A 19,135-nucleotide genomic window follows, 5' to 3' on the forward strand; every position below is an offset into this window, starting at 1 on the left:
AAACGCTTTATGAGTAAATTCCTTTTTGCCATACTGTTTACCGGAACGGTGCTGATGGGCTGTTCAAAAGGTACCGATAACAATTCGGACCCGGACACCATTGGATACTTTATGACAAATCTGAAGGCGAGCATGACCTACACAGATATTGTAAATACATTTGGTCAACCAGATGGAGATCTGGGCAGCGGTATCCATATTTATTACTATGACCTGAAGGATGGCACAAAAGTATATATAGGTTATACCGACAAGATCGAATACGCCCGCCATGTAAACAGCAGTGGTACAATAATACACACACTTATTTGACCGCTTATTCCAGCGCCAAAATCCCAAATGCAGATGGAATATGGAAATCGGGTTTTGCCGAATTGGGCTTCACCCAGCTGATCCAGTGTAAACCGGCCGTTCCTTCTTTCATACTCTTCCGTTCGGCCCTGAATAAGCCAGCCAGTAGCTGTTTGTTTTGTAAAAGACCCAATTCAGTAAGTGATTGTATGCTGATGGCGATTTCAACGATATAACCACCGGGTACAGCAGCTGTTTTTATGATAAACTGATCGCCGGGCCATTTCCAGCTATAATCCATTTTACGGTAAAACGATGCCCGGTAATCGAGCACCCGGGCAGTGGCATCCATTTCAAGACAATAATAATAAGGCAGCATGGTTGAATCGCGCATCATAAATATTTCAACCCGGTCACAGGCGCCTATTTCCAGCTTATCGTTTTTGTTTATTACTGTGATCACCGAATCGTCTTTTGCCTGGTATAAACAATACAGCCAGTCCCCATCCCACAATGCCGAGAAAGAAGTGGCCGGCGCTTTTTCTTTTTCCCAGGGATAAGAAAAATCAGTAAGGTTAACAGCCTTCTTCCAGGCTGGGTTATCGCCCCTGCCGGTAATCTGCATCACCTTGCCCGGTATTTTTTTTACCATATAAGTTTGTGCCGGTACAGGCGCTATTTTCAAAAGAAAAAAGAGGGTTATCAGAAAAACGGACAGCTTCATAATAAGTAAGATAGATAAAGTTTGATCTTCCTGTTCACTTAATTCACGGGTTTTGTTCTCACCATGGAGCCCGCATTGCCCGTTGGTGCATTCCTGAGTTTGGTTACTTCGGCCGAAGAAACCAGGCTGTTTTCTTTATTGAATGCCTTATTGATATAGGTAGCAATGGAGGCAATGGCGTGGTCATCGAGGAAACTGCCATGGGCGGGCATTACGCCATTGAAGGTTTTGCCGTTCACTTTTATTTCTCCCTGCAAACCCTGCAGCATTACCCTTATCAGCCGTTCCCTGTTACCAACGATCCAGTCGGAAGCGGCTAAAGGCGGATAGCGGTTATTATCGCCTTTGCCATCGCGCTGGTGGCAGCCGGCGCAATAACTGTTATAAAGAATGAGTCCGTTCATTACGCCGCCCAGGCCCAGGTTATCTTTCACTTCATCGGGTGTTTTAATATAAGTGCGCGATTTGCGGCTTTCCATGGCAGTCAGCTGTGCCGGCCTGAACGTATTTTTATCGCCTTTGTACATGACCCGCCATATTCTTCCCTTGTTCGATTCTGAAATATATAATGATCCATCGGGGCCCATAGCAAGTCCCATGGGGCGGTACTTTGCATCGCTGGTATTGAACACCGTATCTACCCCGGTAAAACCATCGGCAAACACCTCCCAGTCACCGGCTGGTTTTCCTTTTGAAAAAGGAACAAAGCATACTATATAACCTGCCTGTGGGTATGGCGAGCGATCTGTAGAACCATGAAAGGCGACAAATGCGCCCTGCTTATAGCGTTCGGGAAATTGATCGCCGGTATAAAATAACAGGTCCATTGGCGCCCAATGACCGGGGAAGCCCATTACCGGTATATTGAATTTGGATGCCCGGCCAATGACCTTTCCATCGCCACCATAACCGGGTTGTAAAACATTCTTTCGTTGCAGATGGTCATAATAAGCATAAGGCCAGCCGAAGTTGGCATGCTCGGTAACTTTTAATAAAGGTTCTGAGGGAAGCATCGCCGCCTGCCAGGCGGAATATACTTGCGGATAGCGGGTATGAAAATTATCCATCCCGTTCATGGCAACATATAAACAATCGTCCATGGTATTCCAGTCTATCGCCAGCACACTGCGAATACCGGTAGCATATTTATAACCGTCTTTTTGTGTTTGGCCATTTTTGTTTTCATCAAATCGCCAGATGCCCGCATGCCTTTCCAGGTCGGGTGCGGGATCAAGCCCCTTGCCACCGGGAATACCGGCCGGACCGGCCACGTTAATGTCCTGCGCGGCATCGGAAGGCGCACCAAAGGGCACGTACATATTACCATGCCGGTCAAACGCAAATGGTTTAGCGGTATGCCAGTGTTTTCTCAAATTTTCATCATCATCGATCAAAATGGTATCGGTTCCACGTTCGGGCAATAGCTCACCCGGTTTTAGTTTATTCCTGAAAATATATTTTACGGTAGCTGTATACAGGTAGCCATTATGCACGGCAATACCAGCCGGTAAGCCGCCTTCATCTTTATAATTGCCAAAATAGGTAATGATATCAGCCTTGCCATCGTTATCAGCATCCCTGAGCCCTACGGTTCCTCCACTGCCATGCATAATATCATTGTAAGTTAATTTAACATATATATCCCCGTTGGTATTTACCGTAAGATGCCTGGCCCGGCCAAGGCTGTCGGCAACTACAACGGCCTCAAAATTGCCCGGTAAGAACAGGCCGCCATTATCCGGATCGCCCGGTGGTAAAGGCGCTGGTTGTTTGTGCTGATTACAGGAAACCAGGCATATACATATACCAATCAATAGGGTCGCGAACCAGGGGCGTTTGCAAAATGAGGGCATGACCTTTAGTTTAATGAATAAATTGCCATGTCAGATCATAGATAATCTGTCAGGAAATATTACAGCAGGTTTTCGCGTACTACAGGAGGGCAGAAATGGAATGCAATTCCTGTTAAAAAACGAGGCAGGTTGTTAAGTGTAGATTGAAAATTAAATTTATAAAAAAAATTAGCCCCCTCCTTTACAGCACAGTTATTTTTTTATCTTTAATGCCCCCGACCCTTAAAAAACGGTAGCACCTAAGACCTTAAACAACCAAAACTTTTCATGGGGCTCGATTCCGTAGAAATTCTGGTGAATGTAGAAAATGCATTTGGCATCACCATTTCCAATTTTGAAGCAGAAAAAATAGCCACTGTTGGCGACATTCATTCCATCGTGTGGCGCAGTGTGCAGGGCAGGCAGAGCATGCGGTGCAAATCGCAGCAACTGTATTATAAACTTCGCCATATACTCATTACTAAATTCAGAGTTCATAAAGATACCATTGAGCTGAATGCTTCGTTGAATGAGATCTTCCCCCTGATGAACAGGCGTTTGCTGTACCGCAAACTGGAAAAAGAAGTGCAGCTGAAGTTACCGCCGCTGGTGCTGCCGCCAGTTTGGGAAAATACCTTACGGATCACTGGTTTTGTGCTCATTGCAGGAACGCTCGCCTGTTCGTTGGTAATGGTAAGAATGTTTCATTATACCAGTTGGCTGTATTTACTTCCGGGTTTGGGCATCGTGTTAACCATATTTTTTTCAAATGTCCTCGACGGAGTAAGGACTGTTTTTACCCCCGCCACCTTAAAAGCTTATACCCAACAGGTGCTGTCGCTCAATTATGCCACGCTTATTCAGCAGAATGGGACCAACAGGAAGGAGGTTGAACTGATCATTAATAATGTTATCGCCGAAACTATTGGTCTTGAGCTGCATGAAATATCGCCCGAAAAAAGGTTGGCCTACGACCTGGGAATTGATTGAGAAGCGTTTTGCATTCCTGCTGAAATGTGTTGATTGTACGTGTTGAAGCGTAAAGCTGAAAATTCTAAACAAAATCGCCGCGTAGTTGGTTATTGTTATTTTACAACAAAAAAATACAACTATGAGTGATGTAGCCATAACAACCGAAACACCGGTAAAAGAACTGTTCATTAAAATGGTGGTGGCCGCCTGGGATGCTTCTACCGGCCAGGTTAATAAATTGTTTGATGAATTGTCCGATGCGCAATTCGCTGCCGAAACTGCCCCGGGAAGAAATACCGGCATTTATTTATTGGGGCATCTGACTGCTGTTACCGACAGAATGATGCCACTGCTGGGTTTTGGCGAGCGTTTATATCCCCAATTGGACCCCGTATTTTTAACCAGTCCCGATAAATCGGGTTTGGAAATGCCCCCGCTGGCCGAATTGAAAAAGAATTGGAAAGAAGCAAACAAAAGGTTATCAGAAAGCATAGCGAAAACTACGCCCGACGAATGGTTATCGAAACATACGGCCGTTTCGGCAGAAGATTTTGCCAAAGAGCCGCAACGCAACAAATTGAACGTTCTTATTAACCGCACCAATCATCAAAGCACGCATTACGGCCAGCTCATTTATTTGAAAGCTAAAGCTAACCAGTAAATTATTTGGCATATTATTTTTTGAGGTCTTTGCAATCCGTTAACCGGATGCTTTTGTTTTATTCCTAACTTGAATGCCCAAAACCACATCAACCCGTTGGCTTTAATGTTAGCAGGTTGGTGTGGACTTATTTCCGGCCAAATAAAAATGAAGTAATACTGCTGATGAAAAAGAAGATTGATCATATTCTGTATGCCCGGGAAAAGAAGATCACCGAAGAGGAGACTGTACGGCAACCGCTGCCGCATATGGACTTCCGTTTTGCCAACCCCTTCATAGTTATCCATCACGGCGGCCCCACTTATTACCAGGCGGGTCAGCATGCGCGCATCCATCCACATCCACACCGGGGATTCAGTCCATATACCTTCATGCTGCAGGGTGAAGGCTTTCACCGTGATAATGCTGGGAACGATGAAACGATAAAAGCAGGCGGTGTACAATGGATGTTTGCCGGCCGCGGCATTTTACATAGTGAAGGGCCAACTAATGAGCTGTTACAGCAGGGCGGTGTGCAGGAATTCATACAACTCTGGATCAATGCACCCCGCGCCAACAAATGGGATAAACCTTTTTACCAGTCGGCCAGTGCCGAACAATTGCCCCGGGTCATTGATCAGGAGGGCGTTCAGTTCAGGCTGGCCAGCGGGGAGTATGACAGGCAAACTGGTCCCATTCAAAATTTCACTCCCGTGATCTCCATGATCGGTGAAATGGCAGCCGGCAGGGAAATTGAATTAATGGCTACACCCGGTTACTGGACCTTATTGTATGTGGCAAAAGGAAGAATTGTTGTGAACGATGAACCGGTAGAAAAGCATAACCTGGTGGTATTTGAAAAAGATGGGTCAGCAATATTGATCTCGGCAACAGAAGATGCGCAGCTTTTATTTTTAAGTGCCGAACCTATTGATGAACCCGTAGCGGCGAAGGATAATTTTGTGATGAACACTGCAGAAGAAGTGGAACAGGCCATAAATGATTATAAACAAGGCGTGTTCGGAAGTTTAAGTTATTAAAACCATTATACATATGCAACCAAACATTGGCATTAAACCGGAAAGTCTCAGTGCTGTATCGCACATCCTTAGTGGAATACTGGCAGATGAATTTTTGCTGTATACCAAAACCCGCAATGCACACTGGAATGTAGAAGGCCCCGACTTTCATGACAAACACAAATTCTTTGAAGGGCAGTATGAGCAACTTGATGAGATCATGGATGAAGTGGCTGAACGTATCCGCATGCTGGGACATTATGCGCCGGCTACCCTGAAAGATTTTCTGAAGCTTACCCATTTAACAGAACAAATGCGGGAGAAGAACGACAGCGCCGGTTTCATCAGGGAATTACTGGCCGATCATGAAACGATCATAATTGCCATGCGCGAAAATGTCGATCGCTTTGCCAATGAATTCAAAGATGCAGGTACCAGCGATTTTATTACCGGTCTTATGGAAGAACACGAGAAAATGGCCTGGATGTTAAGATCGCATTTACGATAAATGAAGTAACAAGATCTATTGTTATAGCAAAAGCCTCTCTGTTGCCAGGGAGGCTTTTACTAATATTGAAGCAGCAACCATTAATCATAGTCAGTGAGCCGAACGGCAAACACACAACGATTATCTGTGCTGTATTTCTGTGTTTCATACTCGGTTAAATTCCATAAATAACCTGTGCTTTGTTCAAGATACAGGTCTTCGGCCCCATGTGGCCAGCGATAACGAACACCGGCTGTAGCGCCATCGTTATACCGTACCAGCCTGGCGGTTGAACCTTCATAGCTTGAATTGCCGGTAGTGGTCATAAAGGTTTTTGTACCGGCGCGGTATACGCCCTGAATGCCATTCACATTGGTATTGTCATTATCGATAGGTGTAATTACTTCCGGTTGCGGACTGGTTACAATTTGTCCCGATGCGTTTAAATGAAAGCCATATACTTTAGGAACGGTGGTCTCTGTAGATTCAATGTACTGTCCTGTCCAAAGCATTTTATCACTGGCAGTTGCACCTTCGCCCAGCTCTATGCACGAAAAAGGAGAGGCATTGGTGATCTTGTAATAACCGGTTTGCGGTAAAATGTATGCGTAGTTGAAGGCCTTCAGCGTACCATCAGTTTCCTCACCAATGCGGGTTTCGGTATCGTCGCCGGCTGCAGCAATGAATTTGGAAAGGTCAAAGACCCGGATGCCCAGTTTGGTATCGGCTACATACACTTTACCGGCATAGCAGGCAATACCACCCGCATGTATGGTCACCGGGGCATAGGAATCAAGCTGAACGTACGGGTTGGATGATTTGTACAGATCGCTGTTCAACATGTTTGCCTTGTTTTGCACCAGCAGAATATGCCGGTAGGTAATATTGCTCATGCTGGTAATATCAACCAGCGAAACCCGCACACCTTTGTGTTGATTGTTTACGCCATCAATATCAGAAGGACCAATAGCATACCAGGTCACCAGCAGGAAGTTCCTTCCGCTCCAGGTAAAACCCGTTATACCCTGCGGACGCCATTCAATGGTTGATTCATCGCTGCTATTCCATTTAAAACCTTTCACCTGGTTGGCGCTGGGAATATTAAAACCGTATACGCCGGTATAGCCGCTACTGGTTGCAACCCGGTTAAGACTTAACTGGTCAGGGGTTTTGTACCCATATGATGACAGACTGCTAACAAAACTGCTTTCATCAGTATAGGTTACAGTTACGTTGGTGGCTATGGAATTTTCTACCGGAGTGCGATTTGAATTATTTTCTTCAGAAGAAGCAGGCTGCGTTTGTTTTTTGCAGGCATGCAATGTCAGTACTGCGATTGCAGCAATACAGTAATTACGTAAATACATAGGATTGTTTTTTTGGTTAAATGAATATTGTTGATTAGTTAACAGAGTAAAAATGATTTGCTGAAAGCCTTTCCGGTCCTTCTTTTCATAGTTATAGAAAATCTATAAAAATAGCAAACGAACTACCGGTGAGCGTGCCCTGTTTTTACATAAAATGCCCGTGTACAGTGCATTGACCCCGCATATTATGTGAATATGAAATTTGCCTCGTCAATTGAAAGGTAACCGGAACCGGGCAGCAGAAAACCGCAGCCCTCATAAACGAATGTCGAAAAAATGTAACATGTTCTTTTTGAGGCAGGTAACGTGACTATCTTAAAAAACTATGCATAAACGGGAAAGAATTATATTTTTGGCAATCTAGTAAACGAAACGACCCCGTACTGCATATGTTTTTTGCCAATAGCTATTATTACTACATTCCCATTGCCCTGCAGGCCATTTGTGTTATTCATTGTATGAGAAAGGGCAATCAGAATAAATGGATCTGGATCATTGTATTCCTGCCGGTGATAGGAAGCCTGATGTATATTTTTTCTGAAATGATTACCGGAAGGGAGATCGACAATGTAACATCGGGTGTGGGATCGGTATTTAATCCCGGTGGAAGCATCAGAAAACTGGAAGAGCAATTGCGCTTTTCAGATACGTTTCATAATCGCGTTGCCCTGGCCGATGGGTACCTGGCTGCGGGCAACACCAATGAGGCCATCGCCCTGTATGAACAAAGCCTTACCGGTGTTTTTACCGAGAACGAACATGTGCTGAAACAGCTGATCGTTGCCTATTATAATGTGGGCCGCTATGCCGATATTCTTCCGCTCGCAAAAAAGATCTATGGGTCGCCCCAGTTTGCCAAATCGCGGGTGCACATCTTGTATGCCATGGCTCTTGAGCAAACGGGTAAGCAGGAGGAGGCCGAGAAAGAATTCAAAACCATGAATGGCCGGTTTGCTTATTTTGAAGCACGCTACCAATATACCCTCTTTTTGTTAAGGGCCGGCCGCTACGACGAGGCAAAGCAGTTGCTGGAAGCGATCGTTTATGAAGGCGGACATTTAAGCTCGCGCGAACGCAGGGCCAACCAGGCGTGGATCAATAAAGCAAAGGACGAAATGAGAAAATTAAATACGGTAAGCAAGTCGTGACCAAATATTAATAATATAATTCCCATTTTCATTTCCAGTCTTCGCTTTCACTGCGTATTTTGGAAAGGTGCAACTAGTTCAATTTATACAGGACATTTTTCAGCGTGGAAAGGTTATAGTGGGTGGCCAGGTCATTCCATTTTCAGCAGAAGATATTGAAGCAGCCACACAATGCCTGCACCAACAGTATAACTACCAGGCACAGGAGCTAACCGGGCCCATACCGGCTTTTCATGCCGGGGCAGCCATTTGGGCGGCGGGCTTTTTGTACCGTGCCGTGCAGCTCACCATGCTGCGCGACCTGGGCGAAGATGTGGTAAATGGATTACTTCTCCCTTTTAATGGCCCTGTTTCACCCGAAACCATTTTGTCGGTTGATATTAGCTTTCGCAATTTGCCCAACCTGTTAGGGTTGGCAAAAGGCCTGGCGCCGGAAGATGTGCTTGTAAAACGGTTACAGGCAGCTGCCACAGAATGGCCCTTTTCATCGGTGGGCATGAAGGTCGAAGGAATCATGAATATGGATGCCATTATGAATAATGCCTGTTTACGGCGCGCCTATATCGATCGCATAATTGAAGCGCGCGATAGCAGGCGATGTAACAATGTTCAGGTAAACGAATATATAAAAGAAGCGTTGGGCGACCATGGCCAGCTGCTATGGCCAGGTTGGGAGCCCGAAGTAAAAGAAATGTAAGCATGGAAAACAAGACGGTTATCGATTTTCAACTGGTCGATAAGGTGAATGCGGTGCTGCAGCACATTAAAAGCACCTTTGTTGGTAAAGATGATATCATTGATCTGATGGGGATTTGCCTGGCAGGCCGTGAGAATTTATTTCTGTTAGGTCCGCCCGGAACCGCCAAAAGCGCCCTGGTACGCGAGCTGGCGCGGCTGCTGCACGGAAAAACATTTGAATACCTGCTCACCCGTTTCACCGAACCGAACGAGCTGTTTGGTCCTTTTGACATCCGGCGTTTACGTGATGGCGATCTGGTGACCAATACCGAGGGCATGTTGCCTGAAGCGCACCTGATATTTTTAGATGAACTGCTGAATGCGAACAGCGCCATCCTGAACAGTTTGCTGATGGTACTGAACGAACGCATTTTCCGCCGTGGACGCGAATCGAAAAACCTGCCTGCACTGATGATCGTAGGCGCCAGTAACCACCTGCCCGAAGAAGAGGCGCTGCAGGCCTTGTTCGACCGTTTTTTAATACGGGTACGCTGCGATTATGTTGACCCGCATCACCTGAATGATGTGCTGGATGCCGGTTGGTTGCTGGAACAAAAAAAGACGGGCGAAATCCCTGGTATTGAGACCGAAGAGATCCGCCAGTTGCAAAGTTTGATAACTATCGTTGATATGCAGGAGATACGCCCCTGCTATATTGACCTTATTGAGCAATTACGAAATGCCGGCGTACAGGTGAGTGACCGACGGGCAGTAAAACTGCAACGGTTGATCGCTGCCAGCGCTTTATTGTGTAAACGAACAAAAGCGTACCGCAGCGATATGTGGGTGTTGCGTTATATCTGGGATACCGATGAACAACGGGAAGTAATTGCCGGTATCGTGAACGCCGCATTACAGGAAGAAAAAGAACAGGAACAATTGCATCCGCGGGCTGCTATAAATAGCGCACCCAATGCAGATGATATTTATAAAGAAGTGATGCAAATGACTGAGCAGTGGAAAGATGCTGAAACAACCGGCGCCGAGCGTTCGGTCATTAAAGACAGGTTGCGTTACCTGAATGGCCGTTGTGAATGGATCAGGAATGCCGATCAAAAGAATTTTTTATTGAAACCCATTGATGAATTGTGGCAACAAATAATGCATAGGGAATGAAGGAGATGATCATGGTTCTGTCGAAAGCCGATAAAGCAGCGCTGGGCACAGTACGCTGCCTGCCCGGTTTGCAGGCCGCCGAAGCTGAAGAGTTCATTTGGGTGCGGGGTATTGCTGCTCAGGAAAATATTGACATCCGCATACGGCAATTGCCCGGTGTGCATACCTATTTGCTGGATGCAGACAACCATTTATTTCCACCGGGTGCATTAACACCGGTTGGCAGGTTACAATTGCTGAATTGGGTTCCCCTGCCGGCTTTTATTACGGTAGAACTGCCGGTGTCGGCGCTTCCGGGTAAAATAAATCAACAACATACCATCAGGCTGGTACCTTCCCGGCAGTCACAGGCAGGTAATGCTTTGCTCACTGACCTGGACACCTGGAAGGCTTATGGCGAACAGGCGCCATTGGTACGGTTACAGCAAACCCGTTTTGCCGTTTCAGCAAACAATAAAGTATTGATCATTGGTTCGCCCTTACCGGCCCTGCCGGGAAAGGAATATGTGCTGCAGGATACTCTGCTGTTGCCATGTGGTTACGAATTTGATCCACCGGCTATCAGTAACCTGGTAATAATCCGGCTCGATCCTTCAAAAGAAGCATTGTTGCTGTTTGATAGCAATGGTACCTGGGAAAAAATTCCAAAGACAGCTTTTGTATATACTACCAGAAGTGCGATCAGGTTCACAAAAGGAGGGAATTATGAATAGCGCTTTCAGTAATACATTGCATAGTTTAAGGGCGCCGGGAAATTATTTCTGGCGGTGGGCCGATAAAGGCAATGTAATTGAGTGGCGCGATGGAGATACTATTTGTTACCGCGATGAGTTGATGGCTATTTTAAAGAAATTATCTCCGGAAGGACTCCCGGCATTTGGTTCAATACTGCTGGTCTTTAGTGCTTGCAGGGAAAAGTTGAATACGCCGGCTGCTAAAGAAGGCATTCTATACCCAATGCTCCGGCTGCTCGATTTCTATGAAAAGAACAGCCCGGATCTAAAGGAGTTCAGGGAAATGATGCTTGCGGCTATACGTTTTCTGCAAATAGTGGCTGCTTTGCCTACGGAATTCCGTTCGGGAAACAATAGGGTTTGGCTGTTGTACGTCATCTTTACGAAAATTGAAAGCAAGTTTTCGGGCGACGAGGCTACCAGTATGATCGATTTTTTTAGTAGAGGCAATGTTGATCATTTCGTTTTCAAAGATCAATCGTATACTCCACCTTCGGGGTACCGTTTCAGTGCATCTTTAATGGATAGCCCCGCTTTTACTGCCCGCATCTTTAAAGATGACATGCAGTGGTTGCAAAAAGCAGGTGAAGTGTTCCCTTCTGCTCAGGAACTGGAGCTGGCCGTGCGCACCGGCCTGAAGGAATTGCCAAACTCCCCCGAACTCGAAGTGCCAACCCAGGAATCAGGCGATCTGCTGCAACAATTACAACAGGACCCCACTACTACCGGCCTGGCGCAATTGACGCAACGCCTTATTGCCGCCCTGAACATTCCCATGCATGCCCATGGCAGCAGCGATCAGTTGTTTGGCGGCGTGAGTGACATTACCAACCGGGGAAATTTCGATCGCCTGTTGTTGAGCGAGCTGGCACATGATGACCTGTCGCTAATGGCGCGGCTGGCTAATAATGAAGCATTGTACCTGCGCCGCGAAGAATTGCCCTCAAATCCTGAAAAGCAACGGATCTTATTAATTGATATCACCTTAAGAATGTGGGGACTGCCCCGCGTGTTTGCCGTGTCGGCGGCCCTGGCCTGTGCCCATAACAATAAAGCAAAAGCACGCATCCTTTCTTACGCTTTATCAGGGAACAGTTTTGCAGAAATTGATCTGTTAACCAAAAATGGAGTGGTCAATTCCCTGGAACAACTGGATGCTGCGCTCCATTGCGGCCGGGCGCTTACTTTGTTTATGGGTCAGCCGGTAGTGAAAGCAGACGACGAAGTTTTTTTAGTGACCGGTGAAGAATCAATCCACAACGTATTGTTCCAGTCGATCCTGTCTTCATTAAAAAAGCCAGTAAATTTTCTGGTCACGGTTAACAGGGCCGGACAGCTGCAATTCTATGAATTTATCAATGGCCGACGAAAATTGTTAAGTGAGGCCAGGTTCAATTTGCAGGAGTTATTGTTCAACACGAATAAAAAAGAGAAGAGCACAGATACGAGCAAGCCATTGGGCAATGTACCTGCTATCATGAAGCAAACACCCTGCCCCTTGTTTTTCCCGGCTTCAAAAATTAAATTCAATGTAGATTCTTTTTTTGAGCTGAAGAAAGATCATTTGATCTGTATTACCATCGATCAGCGGGTTTTATACTGGAACAGCAAAACCAGGGGGGCGCAGGAGATCATTGCCTGGTTGGAGCCGGGCCGCTTTTGCTTTGGTGCAGCCAGTGAATCGTCTTTTTACATTCTTGCCTATGCAGCCGTTACAAAAATGCTCCGGTTGTACAAAGTGAGCCCTGATTTAAATTATACAGAAATCACTAAATTAACAGAGAACCTGGAGGGGATAACAGACATGGGTTTTGACGCCGGGTGTTTTTATATTAAATCTTATGGTAATCCGTTTGTCGTAGAGGCTGCTACCGGTAAGGTTAATGAGGGTAATGGTAAGGCTGGTTTTGATAATATTATCGACCGGTACAGGAAAAGGTTTACAAATTTACACTTCGTTAAAAAGTATATAAATGATGGGTATACAACCCTCAATTCGGTGAAGCAGGTATATATAAATGGAGACGGCGAATTAGGTTTTGATGACAGGCATCTTGGTCTCAATTCGAACAATGGGTGTATTGTGATCTCCATTGATCATAATCGGGAGATGAAAACTAAAAATGAGCGGATTCTGCGGGCGAATGATATGGAAGTGCCCTATATGGGCCTGGCCAATACAACGCTTAAATTCTCAAAATTTGTCTGGAATGATGGGAGTGAAGTACTGGCAGATTCAAGGGGCCTGCTGCATTTGCGAAGTGCCGATAAAACGATCCCTGAAATAACGATCGTTATGGTAATGGGTAAGCCGGCTGCCTGTTGGGCCGCCGATGGCCGGGTTTGCGGGGCCATTTATTTTACCGGAGTAGATACAGCGGAAAGCGGGGATATTACCGGATTTTATTACAACTATATTCAACGGTTTATTGATAGGATAAAAAAGTATGCGACTGTCACTGAAATATAATGAGCGTGCAACGCATCCATTGAGCGCTGCTTTTGTGCGGGGTAGTGCCCCGGATGTTTGGCTGCAGGAAATGAATGCCTGGCATATTCCTTTGCAGCAACTGGTGTGTTTCATCATTTCACAAAACAATAACCCGCTTGAAGCGGCCGGTTTGTTTGTTATTTTCAAAAAAGAACAAATGCCTGGTCTGTTCCAGGTGCGGCATCCTTATACCGTTATGGGTGGTAAGCTTTATATTCCCATTGATGCGGAATTGTCGCCTGCCATCAGCGAGCCGGAATTGCAATCTTTGCTGATATGGGATTGCCAGGTGTTTCACCCAACCATCGGGTTTATTGGCTTTGAAAGATCAGACCGTATTGTATTGGCCGATCTGTTGCAATACCTAGAACCTTCACCCGTCAACTGGGAATATGCGCATGCAGGGCAGCAACCCTGGGTCCCTTTACACCAGGTAGGCATACAACAATTGTCAACGGAACAGGTGTTTGAATCGGTGAAAGAGTCAATCAGCAATAAACCTCTTACCGAGATCCCGAAATCCAATAAAAAGGATGTTCCCGGCTGGTTAAATAACCGGGTTGCAGAAGCACTTTTTAAAGGCCTCTACAAGCTATTGAGCAGATTATTTGCACTTATACCGTTCGGTTTGTTTGGGGCGGGTGGTTTTAATGCTGGCAATGTATCGAATGGCGCAGGTACTGGAAGGTCAGGTTCAGGTTGGTTCAGCAGTATCATTAACTGGATGGAAGAAAAAATTGAGGACCTGGAAAAGCAGCGTGACAATGAACTGAAGCGGCTCACAGATATGTTTGAAAAGAACAGTGACGAGGCTTTGCAATACGCCATTCCGTTAAACAGTCCTTATTTAAACCGGGGAACAACGTCAAAGCCTTCGGCGCGCTTAACAAGAAATCCCCTGCAATTTAATTTGGGCCGCCTGGGCGGTGGCTATGCTGTAGATGGATGGAATGTAGATAATTATTACAATGAATTACGGACTAAATACCTAAAAGCCGCCCAGGATGCTATTAGCAGAAAAGATTTTAAAAAGGCCGCTTATGTGTATGCCCATTTGCTGGGCGATTATGCTTCTGCGGCAGCTGCATTACGGCAGGGAAAGCATTACCGGGAAGCAGCCGTTTTATATAAGGAGCATGTGAAAAATATGTCGCTGGCAGCAGCCTGCCTGGAAGAAGGCGGAATATACATAGAAGCTATTGAACTGTATACTGATTTGAACCAGCATGAAAAGGCCGGTGATCTGTATATGCTGCTCGATCGCAAAGAGCCGGCCCTGCAATGTTATGAGAAATGTGTTGATAGGGCTGCTGTTAGCAAAGATTACCTGGAAGAAGCAAGAATAATAACCGATAAGATCGGCGATCGTTCCCGCGCAAAAAAGGTTTTGTTGAATGGCTGGCAGGATGTAAAACAACCGGAAGCCTGCCTGTTAAAATATTTTGACCTGGTAAGCGATGAGAACAATGCCCATTTTCATGCAGCTGTACTATCGTTCTATAGGGAGCATGTGCCCGTCAAAAATGAACTCAGCTTTCTGAATGTAATTGATAAGGTGAACAAGAAATACTATTCACCTGAAATGGAAAATACCTGTAAAGAAATTGCCTATGAGGTGGTGAGTGAACAAGTAAATGCAGGCAATGCAGGCAGCTTGCATTCACTGCGGAATTTTGTTCCGGGCGATCAGTTGCTTACGCCCGATTGCTACCGGTTCATTCATACCTTTAAACATGTTCCCGAACAAAAACCGGCTGCCAGTCAGTTGCAATTAATAAAGGATGTGATTTGGAAACAAACGCTTACCTGGCAAAATCAGCTGCTGGTATTTGGCATGAAATCGTCGGGACTTATACTGGCGAGGATCAATGGCGACAGGCAGGTGGAGTATTTTAGCTGGAATGTACCTATGGAAGCGAATTTGCCACTTATAACCCTGGCAGACTCTTTTAACACCAACCTGGTGTTGGTATATAATGAACAGCAGGTTTTTACCGCTAAACAGCTGCCCGCGAATAAACATTTCCAGGATGAATTGCTTGTTTACAGTCCGGGCTTTTTGCCACAAGTCCTGATTGGGGGCTGTATGCATAAAGGCGCGGTCATTACATTGCACAATGAATTGGAAGAATCTTTTCTTAACACATATTCACTGCAGGGAGAGTTATTAAAATCGGTTCGTTGTACATTTAACGATAAAGCCTATTTTATCCCGGCAGTAACAATAAATGAAATGCTCTGTAGCGAGGAGGAATATTTTCTGGCCTGTGATAAAATGCTGCTTCGGATCTCAGCAGAAGGTAAAATGGGAGTACTGCATTATGCGGAGAAGCCTGTTCGGAAATTTGCAGTAAACGTTAAAGAGAGTGGTGTAACTATTGCTATGACTTTTGAGGATCGCGTTTTATTTGCCGACTTGCCGGCTGATCGTTTTGATCGCACGCCAAAACGTATTGAATTTAATGAAACGCTGCCTCAGGACGTTATTATTTTAGATGATGTCTGGTATGTTGTAGCCTACAAGCAAAAAGTACAGGTATATAATCTGGAAGAGAACGCTCCGTCAGTTATACATTGGGAAATTGAAACGGAAAATGACGTGGTCGCTGTATTTTCCGGTTCCAACCGTAATCAATTGGGGATACTGGAAGCCAATGGATTAATAACCTGGCATAATTTCAGGGAATCAGCATAAGGGCAATGGCGTGAAAAGTGCATCAGTCAGGAAACCATGTTTCCGGCGTTTATTTTATTGATAACTTTATTCTTAAATAATTACGCTTGCAATTATCCGAAGAACAAGTGTTTGCCCTGGCGCCTGATGAATCGTCCAAAAAGTCAGGCAGGGAGCTCGCCAATCCGGCCAAATGGGTAAGCAAAGGAGTAAATGAACTGGCCCTCTGGGGTGAATGCCAGGGCAGCGGTAGTAAACCTTATCAGGCCCAGGTTGACCTGGTGAATATTGCTTTTAAATGCAGTTGTCCCAGCCGCAAGTTCCCCTGCAAACATGGAATTGGTTTGTTATTATTATATGCCCGCAATAAAGCTGATTTTACCAACAGGGATATGCCCGCCTGGGTAGCAGAATGGATCAGCAAACGATCTGAGCGGCAGGAAAAACAAGCTACCCAAAAAGAGAAACCGGTTGATGAGGCTGCACAGGCCAAACGCCGCCAGGCCCGCGAGCAAAAAGTGAGTGATGGCATCGAAGAATTATTACAATGGGTTAAAGATATTATCCGCAACGGCATCATCAGCATACCTGAAAAAGGATCTGCCTGGTTCGGGAATATGGCGCGCCGCATGGTAGATGCACAGGCCCCCGGTTTGGCCGGCATGATCAGGAATCTTTCTGAAATAAACTTTTATCGCGATGGCTGGCAAACTGAATTCATGGACCAGTTACTGCGCCTGTACCTCGTTACAACAGGGTTTAAAAACAATGATACACTCCCGCCTTTATTACAACAGGACCTTCGCACGTGGATCGGGTTTACCCAAAATCAGGAGGAGTTAAAAGAGCAATCAGGCATAACCGATACCTGGCTGGTGCTGGGCAAACAGGTTACGGAAGATGATAATTTAACCGTTGAACGAAACTGGTTGTATGGTGTAGGCAGCGATCAGTATGCGCTGGTGCTGCAATTTATGGTGCGTGGCCAGGGAGCGCAGCTGGCCTTTACACCCGGTTTATTTATTCAGGCCGAACTGGTCTTTTATCCTTCCGTTCTTCCTTTGCGCGCCATTGTAAAAAAGCAGCTCAATACAGAAAAAGTGCAGCAGTATAAAGGCTTTGCCAACTGGCAACAGGTGGCGGAAGCGGAAACTTCGTACAGCAGTACATTGCCGTTCCGCAGTGAACGGCCCTTCATCATTGAGCAGGTACGCCCTGTTTATTATGATCAGCAATGGTGGCTGCAGGATAATAACAATGCCCTCATGGGTATTAAAAGCGGTTTTAAAAGCATTTGGAAACTATTGTCATTAAGCGGTGGCGAAGCACTGAATATGGCCGTGGTTGGGAAAGAAAATGTGTACGAGCCTTTTGGGGTTTGGTACCAGCAGGAATATAAAATTTTATAACGGATAGCTTTGCTATTCAAATCGGGGCATATGCAAACCTGGGATCAAATTATAAATACAGCCTTACTGGGTACCGATAAACGGCCGCTTGCTGCCAGTGACCTGCCTACTGAGCTGGGGGAAGCAGCTGCCGTGATCCAGCACCATACAACGGATAAGGAAGAACAGTTTTTACAAACAGCCGCCCTGGTATTTAATTACCGGCAGTGCGGCGTACAGCCATTGAAGAAGGAGGGCGTCACCATTGACAAAGCAGCTGCTGAAGAAAAACAATACTGTTCGGTACTGGCCATGCATACGCTGAAAGACATCCTCGATTCTGAAAGTAATTCGCTGCTACAGTTCTGGCTGCAACAATGCAATGAAAAAAGCCGCATTGTAACACCTGATCTTGTTCCACTGTTGCTTGATATAGGTGTTCAACAAAAGAAGCTGCAAAATGCAGTGGTTGCCTGTTGTGGCAAGCGGGGCGAGTGGTTGAGCCGCTTCAATAATGAATGGAACTTTTCAACGGCTTCAACAAATGAAGAATTATGGCAAACCGGTTCTCCCGAACAACGCAAAATGGTGCTGGAGCAATTGCGCAAGGATGATGCGGCGGCGGCGAGAGGTTGGGTTCAGCAAACCTGGCAGCAGGAAGATGTGAATATGAAGATCGAACTGTTGTTGCTGCTGGCAATAAATATCGGTTCTGCCGATATTGAATTTCTGGAAAGTCTCGCCAAAGAAAAAAGTAAAAAGGTAAAGGACATTGCATGGTGGTTATTGAAGCAGATCCCTGAGGCGCCCCTTGTACAACAATATCAGCAGGTGCTGCAACGTTCGGTAACGGTTGGCAAAAAAGGGTTGCAGGTACAATTGCCGGCAGATATCGATGAGGCAATTTTCAAGACCGGCATCGAGAAATTAAGCAATAACAAGGAATATACCGATGAAGAGTTTATCGTAATGCAATTGATGCAGGCGGCGCCCCCTTCTTTCTGGGAAACGCAATTACAAAGTACGCCAGATGTAATTATCAAGGCATGGCAGAAGGATGTTACCGGTAAAAAATTATTGCCGGCCCTCGTTCAGGCGGTGGTGGCATTCAAAGACCAGCGCTGGGCTACGGCATTCATGCAGAACAGCCATGTTTTTTACATAGATATCATTCCTTTGCTACCGGTTAAAGAACAGGAGCATTACAGTATAAAGTTTATAGCGCAGTTTGCCGATAACATTATTGAACATGCTATTAAGCGCGAAGATACCTGGAGCATCGATCTGGCCCGGGCAATATTTATTCATACTGCCAAAAGCATTTACCAGTATAACCGGTCGTTTTACAGCCGTTATATCCATTGCATACCGGTTGGTATTGTTACCGAGCTCTATAAATGCGCACCGGCTGAAGATCACCTGAAAGCAACCTGGAACAATACCAGCGAGTACATCACAAAGCTCATTAACCTGAAAAAACAAACCATACAATCCTTTAACGATTAAATACTATT

Annotated in this window: 16 protein-coding genes; 13 read left to right on the top strand and 3 right to left on the bottom strand. The window is 45.6% G+C overall.

Annotated features, from left to right (window positions below):
- Positions 1–9 precede the first annotated feature (9 nt).
- Positions 10–312, top strand: coding sequence for a hypothetical protein (locus A3860_RS06720; protein WP_081145781.1), 303 nt, complete (start codon positions 10–12; stop codon positions 310–312).
- Positions 313–316: 4 nt separating this feature from the next.
- Here A3860_RS06720 and A3860_RS06725 read toward each other — a convergent pair whose 3' ends face one another.
- Together A3860_RS06725 and A3860_RS06730 are read right to left on the bottom strand one after the other, a co-directional pair.
- Positions 317–1,015 carry a carbohydrate-binding family 9-like protein gene (locus tag A3860_RS06725; RefSeq protein ID WP_081145782.1) on the bottom strand — a complete coding sequence of 233 codons (699 nt, stop codon included), beginning with the start codon at positions 1,013–1,015 and terminating at the stop codon, positions 317–319.
- Between the two features lie 38 nt (positions 1,016–1,053).
- Positions 1,054–2,868, bottom strand: a complete 1,815-nt coding sequence (locus tag A3860_RS06730; protein WP_081145783.1) for a c-type cytochrome — start codon at positions 2,866–2,868, stop codon at positions 1,054–1,056.
- Positions 2,869–3,135: 267 nt separating this feature from the next.
- Here A3860_RS06730 and A3860_RS06735 point away from each other — a divergent pair, with 267 nt between their 5' ends.
- The 4 genes from A3860_RS06735 (at position 3,136) to A3860_RS06750 (ending at position 5,986) form a co-directional block, all read left to right on the top strand.
- Positions 3,136–3,837, top strand: a complete 702-nt coding sequence (locus A3860_RS06735) for an acyl carrier protein (RefSeq protein ID WP_081145784.1) — start codon at positions 3,136–3,138, stop codon at positions 3,835–3,837.
- A 121-nt stretch (positions 3,838–3,958) separates the two neighbouring features.
- A complete protein-coding gene (locus A3860_RS06740) occupies positions 3,959–4,480 on the top strand; it encodes a DinB family protein (protein ID WP_081145785.1) in 522 nt (173 codons plus the stop codon).
- A gap of 164 nt (positions 4,481–4,644) precedes the next feature.
- Entirely contained in the window at positions 4,645–5,499 is an 855-nt protein-coding gene (locus A3860_RS06745; protein WP_081145929.1) for a pirin family protein, read from the top strand.
- Between the two features lie 13 nt (positions 5,500–5,512).
- The gene (locus A3860_RS06750; protein WP_081145786.1) at positions 5,513–5,986 is read left to right on the top strand and encodes a Dps family protein; all 474 of its coding nucleotides are present in this window, start codon (positions 5,513–5,515) and stop codon (positions 5,984–5,986) included.
- An 80-nt stretch (positions 5,987–6,066) separates the two neighbouring features.
- Here the strand turns inward: A3860_RS06750 and A3860_RS06755 are convergent, their stop codons facing one another.
- On the bottom strand, positions 6,067–7,332 hold the full coding sequence (locus tag A3860_RS06755) for a hypothetical protein (protein WP_081145787.1): 1,266 nt from the start codon (positions 7,330–7,332) through the stop codon (positions 6,067–6,069).
- Between the two features lie 389 nt (positions 7,333–7,721).
- Between A3860_RS06755 and A3860_RS06760 the strand changes: the two genes are divergently transcribed.
- The 8 genes from A3860_RS06760 to A3860_RS06795 all read left to right on the top strand — a co-directional run bounded on the left by A3860_RS06760 (position 7,722) and on the right by A3860_RS06795 (position 19,127).
- Positions 7,722–8,480 (top strand): PLDc N-terminal domain-containing protein, encoded by a 759-nt coding sequence (locus A3860_RS06760; RefSeq protein WP_081145788.1) that lies wholly within the window; start codon positions 7,722–7,724, stop codon positions 8,478–8,480.
- A gap of 67 nt (positions 8,481–8,547) precedes the next feature.
- Positions 8,548–9,177, top strand: coding sequence for a hypothetical protein (locus A3860_RS06765; protein WP_143773977.1), 630 nt, complete (start codon positions 8,548–8,550; stop codon positions 9,175–9,177).
- Positions 9,178–9,179: 2 nt separating this feature from the next.
- On the top strand, positions 9,180–10,334 hold the full coding sequence (locus A3860_RS06770; RefSeq protein WP_081145790.1) for an AAA family ATPase: 1,155 nt from the start codon (positions 9,180–9,182) through the stop codon (positions 10,332–10,334).
- The gene (locus A3860_RS06775; protein WP_081145791.1) at positions 10,331–11,047 is read left to right on the top strand and encodes a hypothetical protein; all 717 of its coding nucleotides are present in this window, start codon (positions 10,331–10,333) and stop codon (positions 11,045–11,047) included. Before A3860_RS06770 ends, A3860_RS06775 begins: the two co-directional genes overlap by 4 nt.
- The gene (locus A3860_RS06780; protein WP_081145792.1) at positions 11,040–13,538 is read left to right on the top strand and encodes a hypothetical protein; all 2,499 of its coding nucleotides are present in this window, start codon (positions 11,040–11,042) and stop codon (positions 13,536–13,538) included. Before A3860_RS06775 ends, A3860_RS06780 begins: the two co-directional genes overlap by 8 nt.
- Positions 13,516–16,254, top strand: a complete 2,739-nt coding sequence (locus A3860_RS06785; protein WP_081145793.1) for a hypothetical protein — start codon at positions 13,516–13,518, stop codon at positions 16,252–16,254. The genes A3860_RS06780 and A3860_RS06785 overlap by 23 nt, the downstream gene beginning before the upstream one ends.
- Positions 16,255–16,340: 86 nt before the next feature.
- Positions 16,341–17,642, top strand: coding sequence for an SWIM zinc finger family protein (locus A3860_RS06790; RefSeq protein WP_081145794.1), 1,302 nt, complete (start codon positions 16,341–16,343; stop codon positions 17,640–17,642).
- Between the two features lie 30 nt (positions 17,643–17,672).
- Positions 17,673–19,127 (top strand): DUF5691 domain-containing protein, encoded by a 1,455-nt coding sequence (locus A3860_RS06795; protein ID WP_081145795.1) that lies wholly within the window; start codon positions 17,673–17,675, stop codon positions 19,125–19,127.
- Positions 19,128–19,135: the final 8 nt, after the last annotated feature.

It is taken from the genome of Niastella vici, assembly GCF_002077945.1.
GTDB lineage: Bacteria > Bacteroidota > Bacteroidia > Chitinophagales > Chitinophagaceae > Niastella > Niastella vici.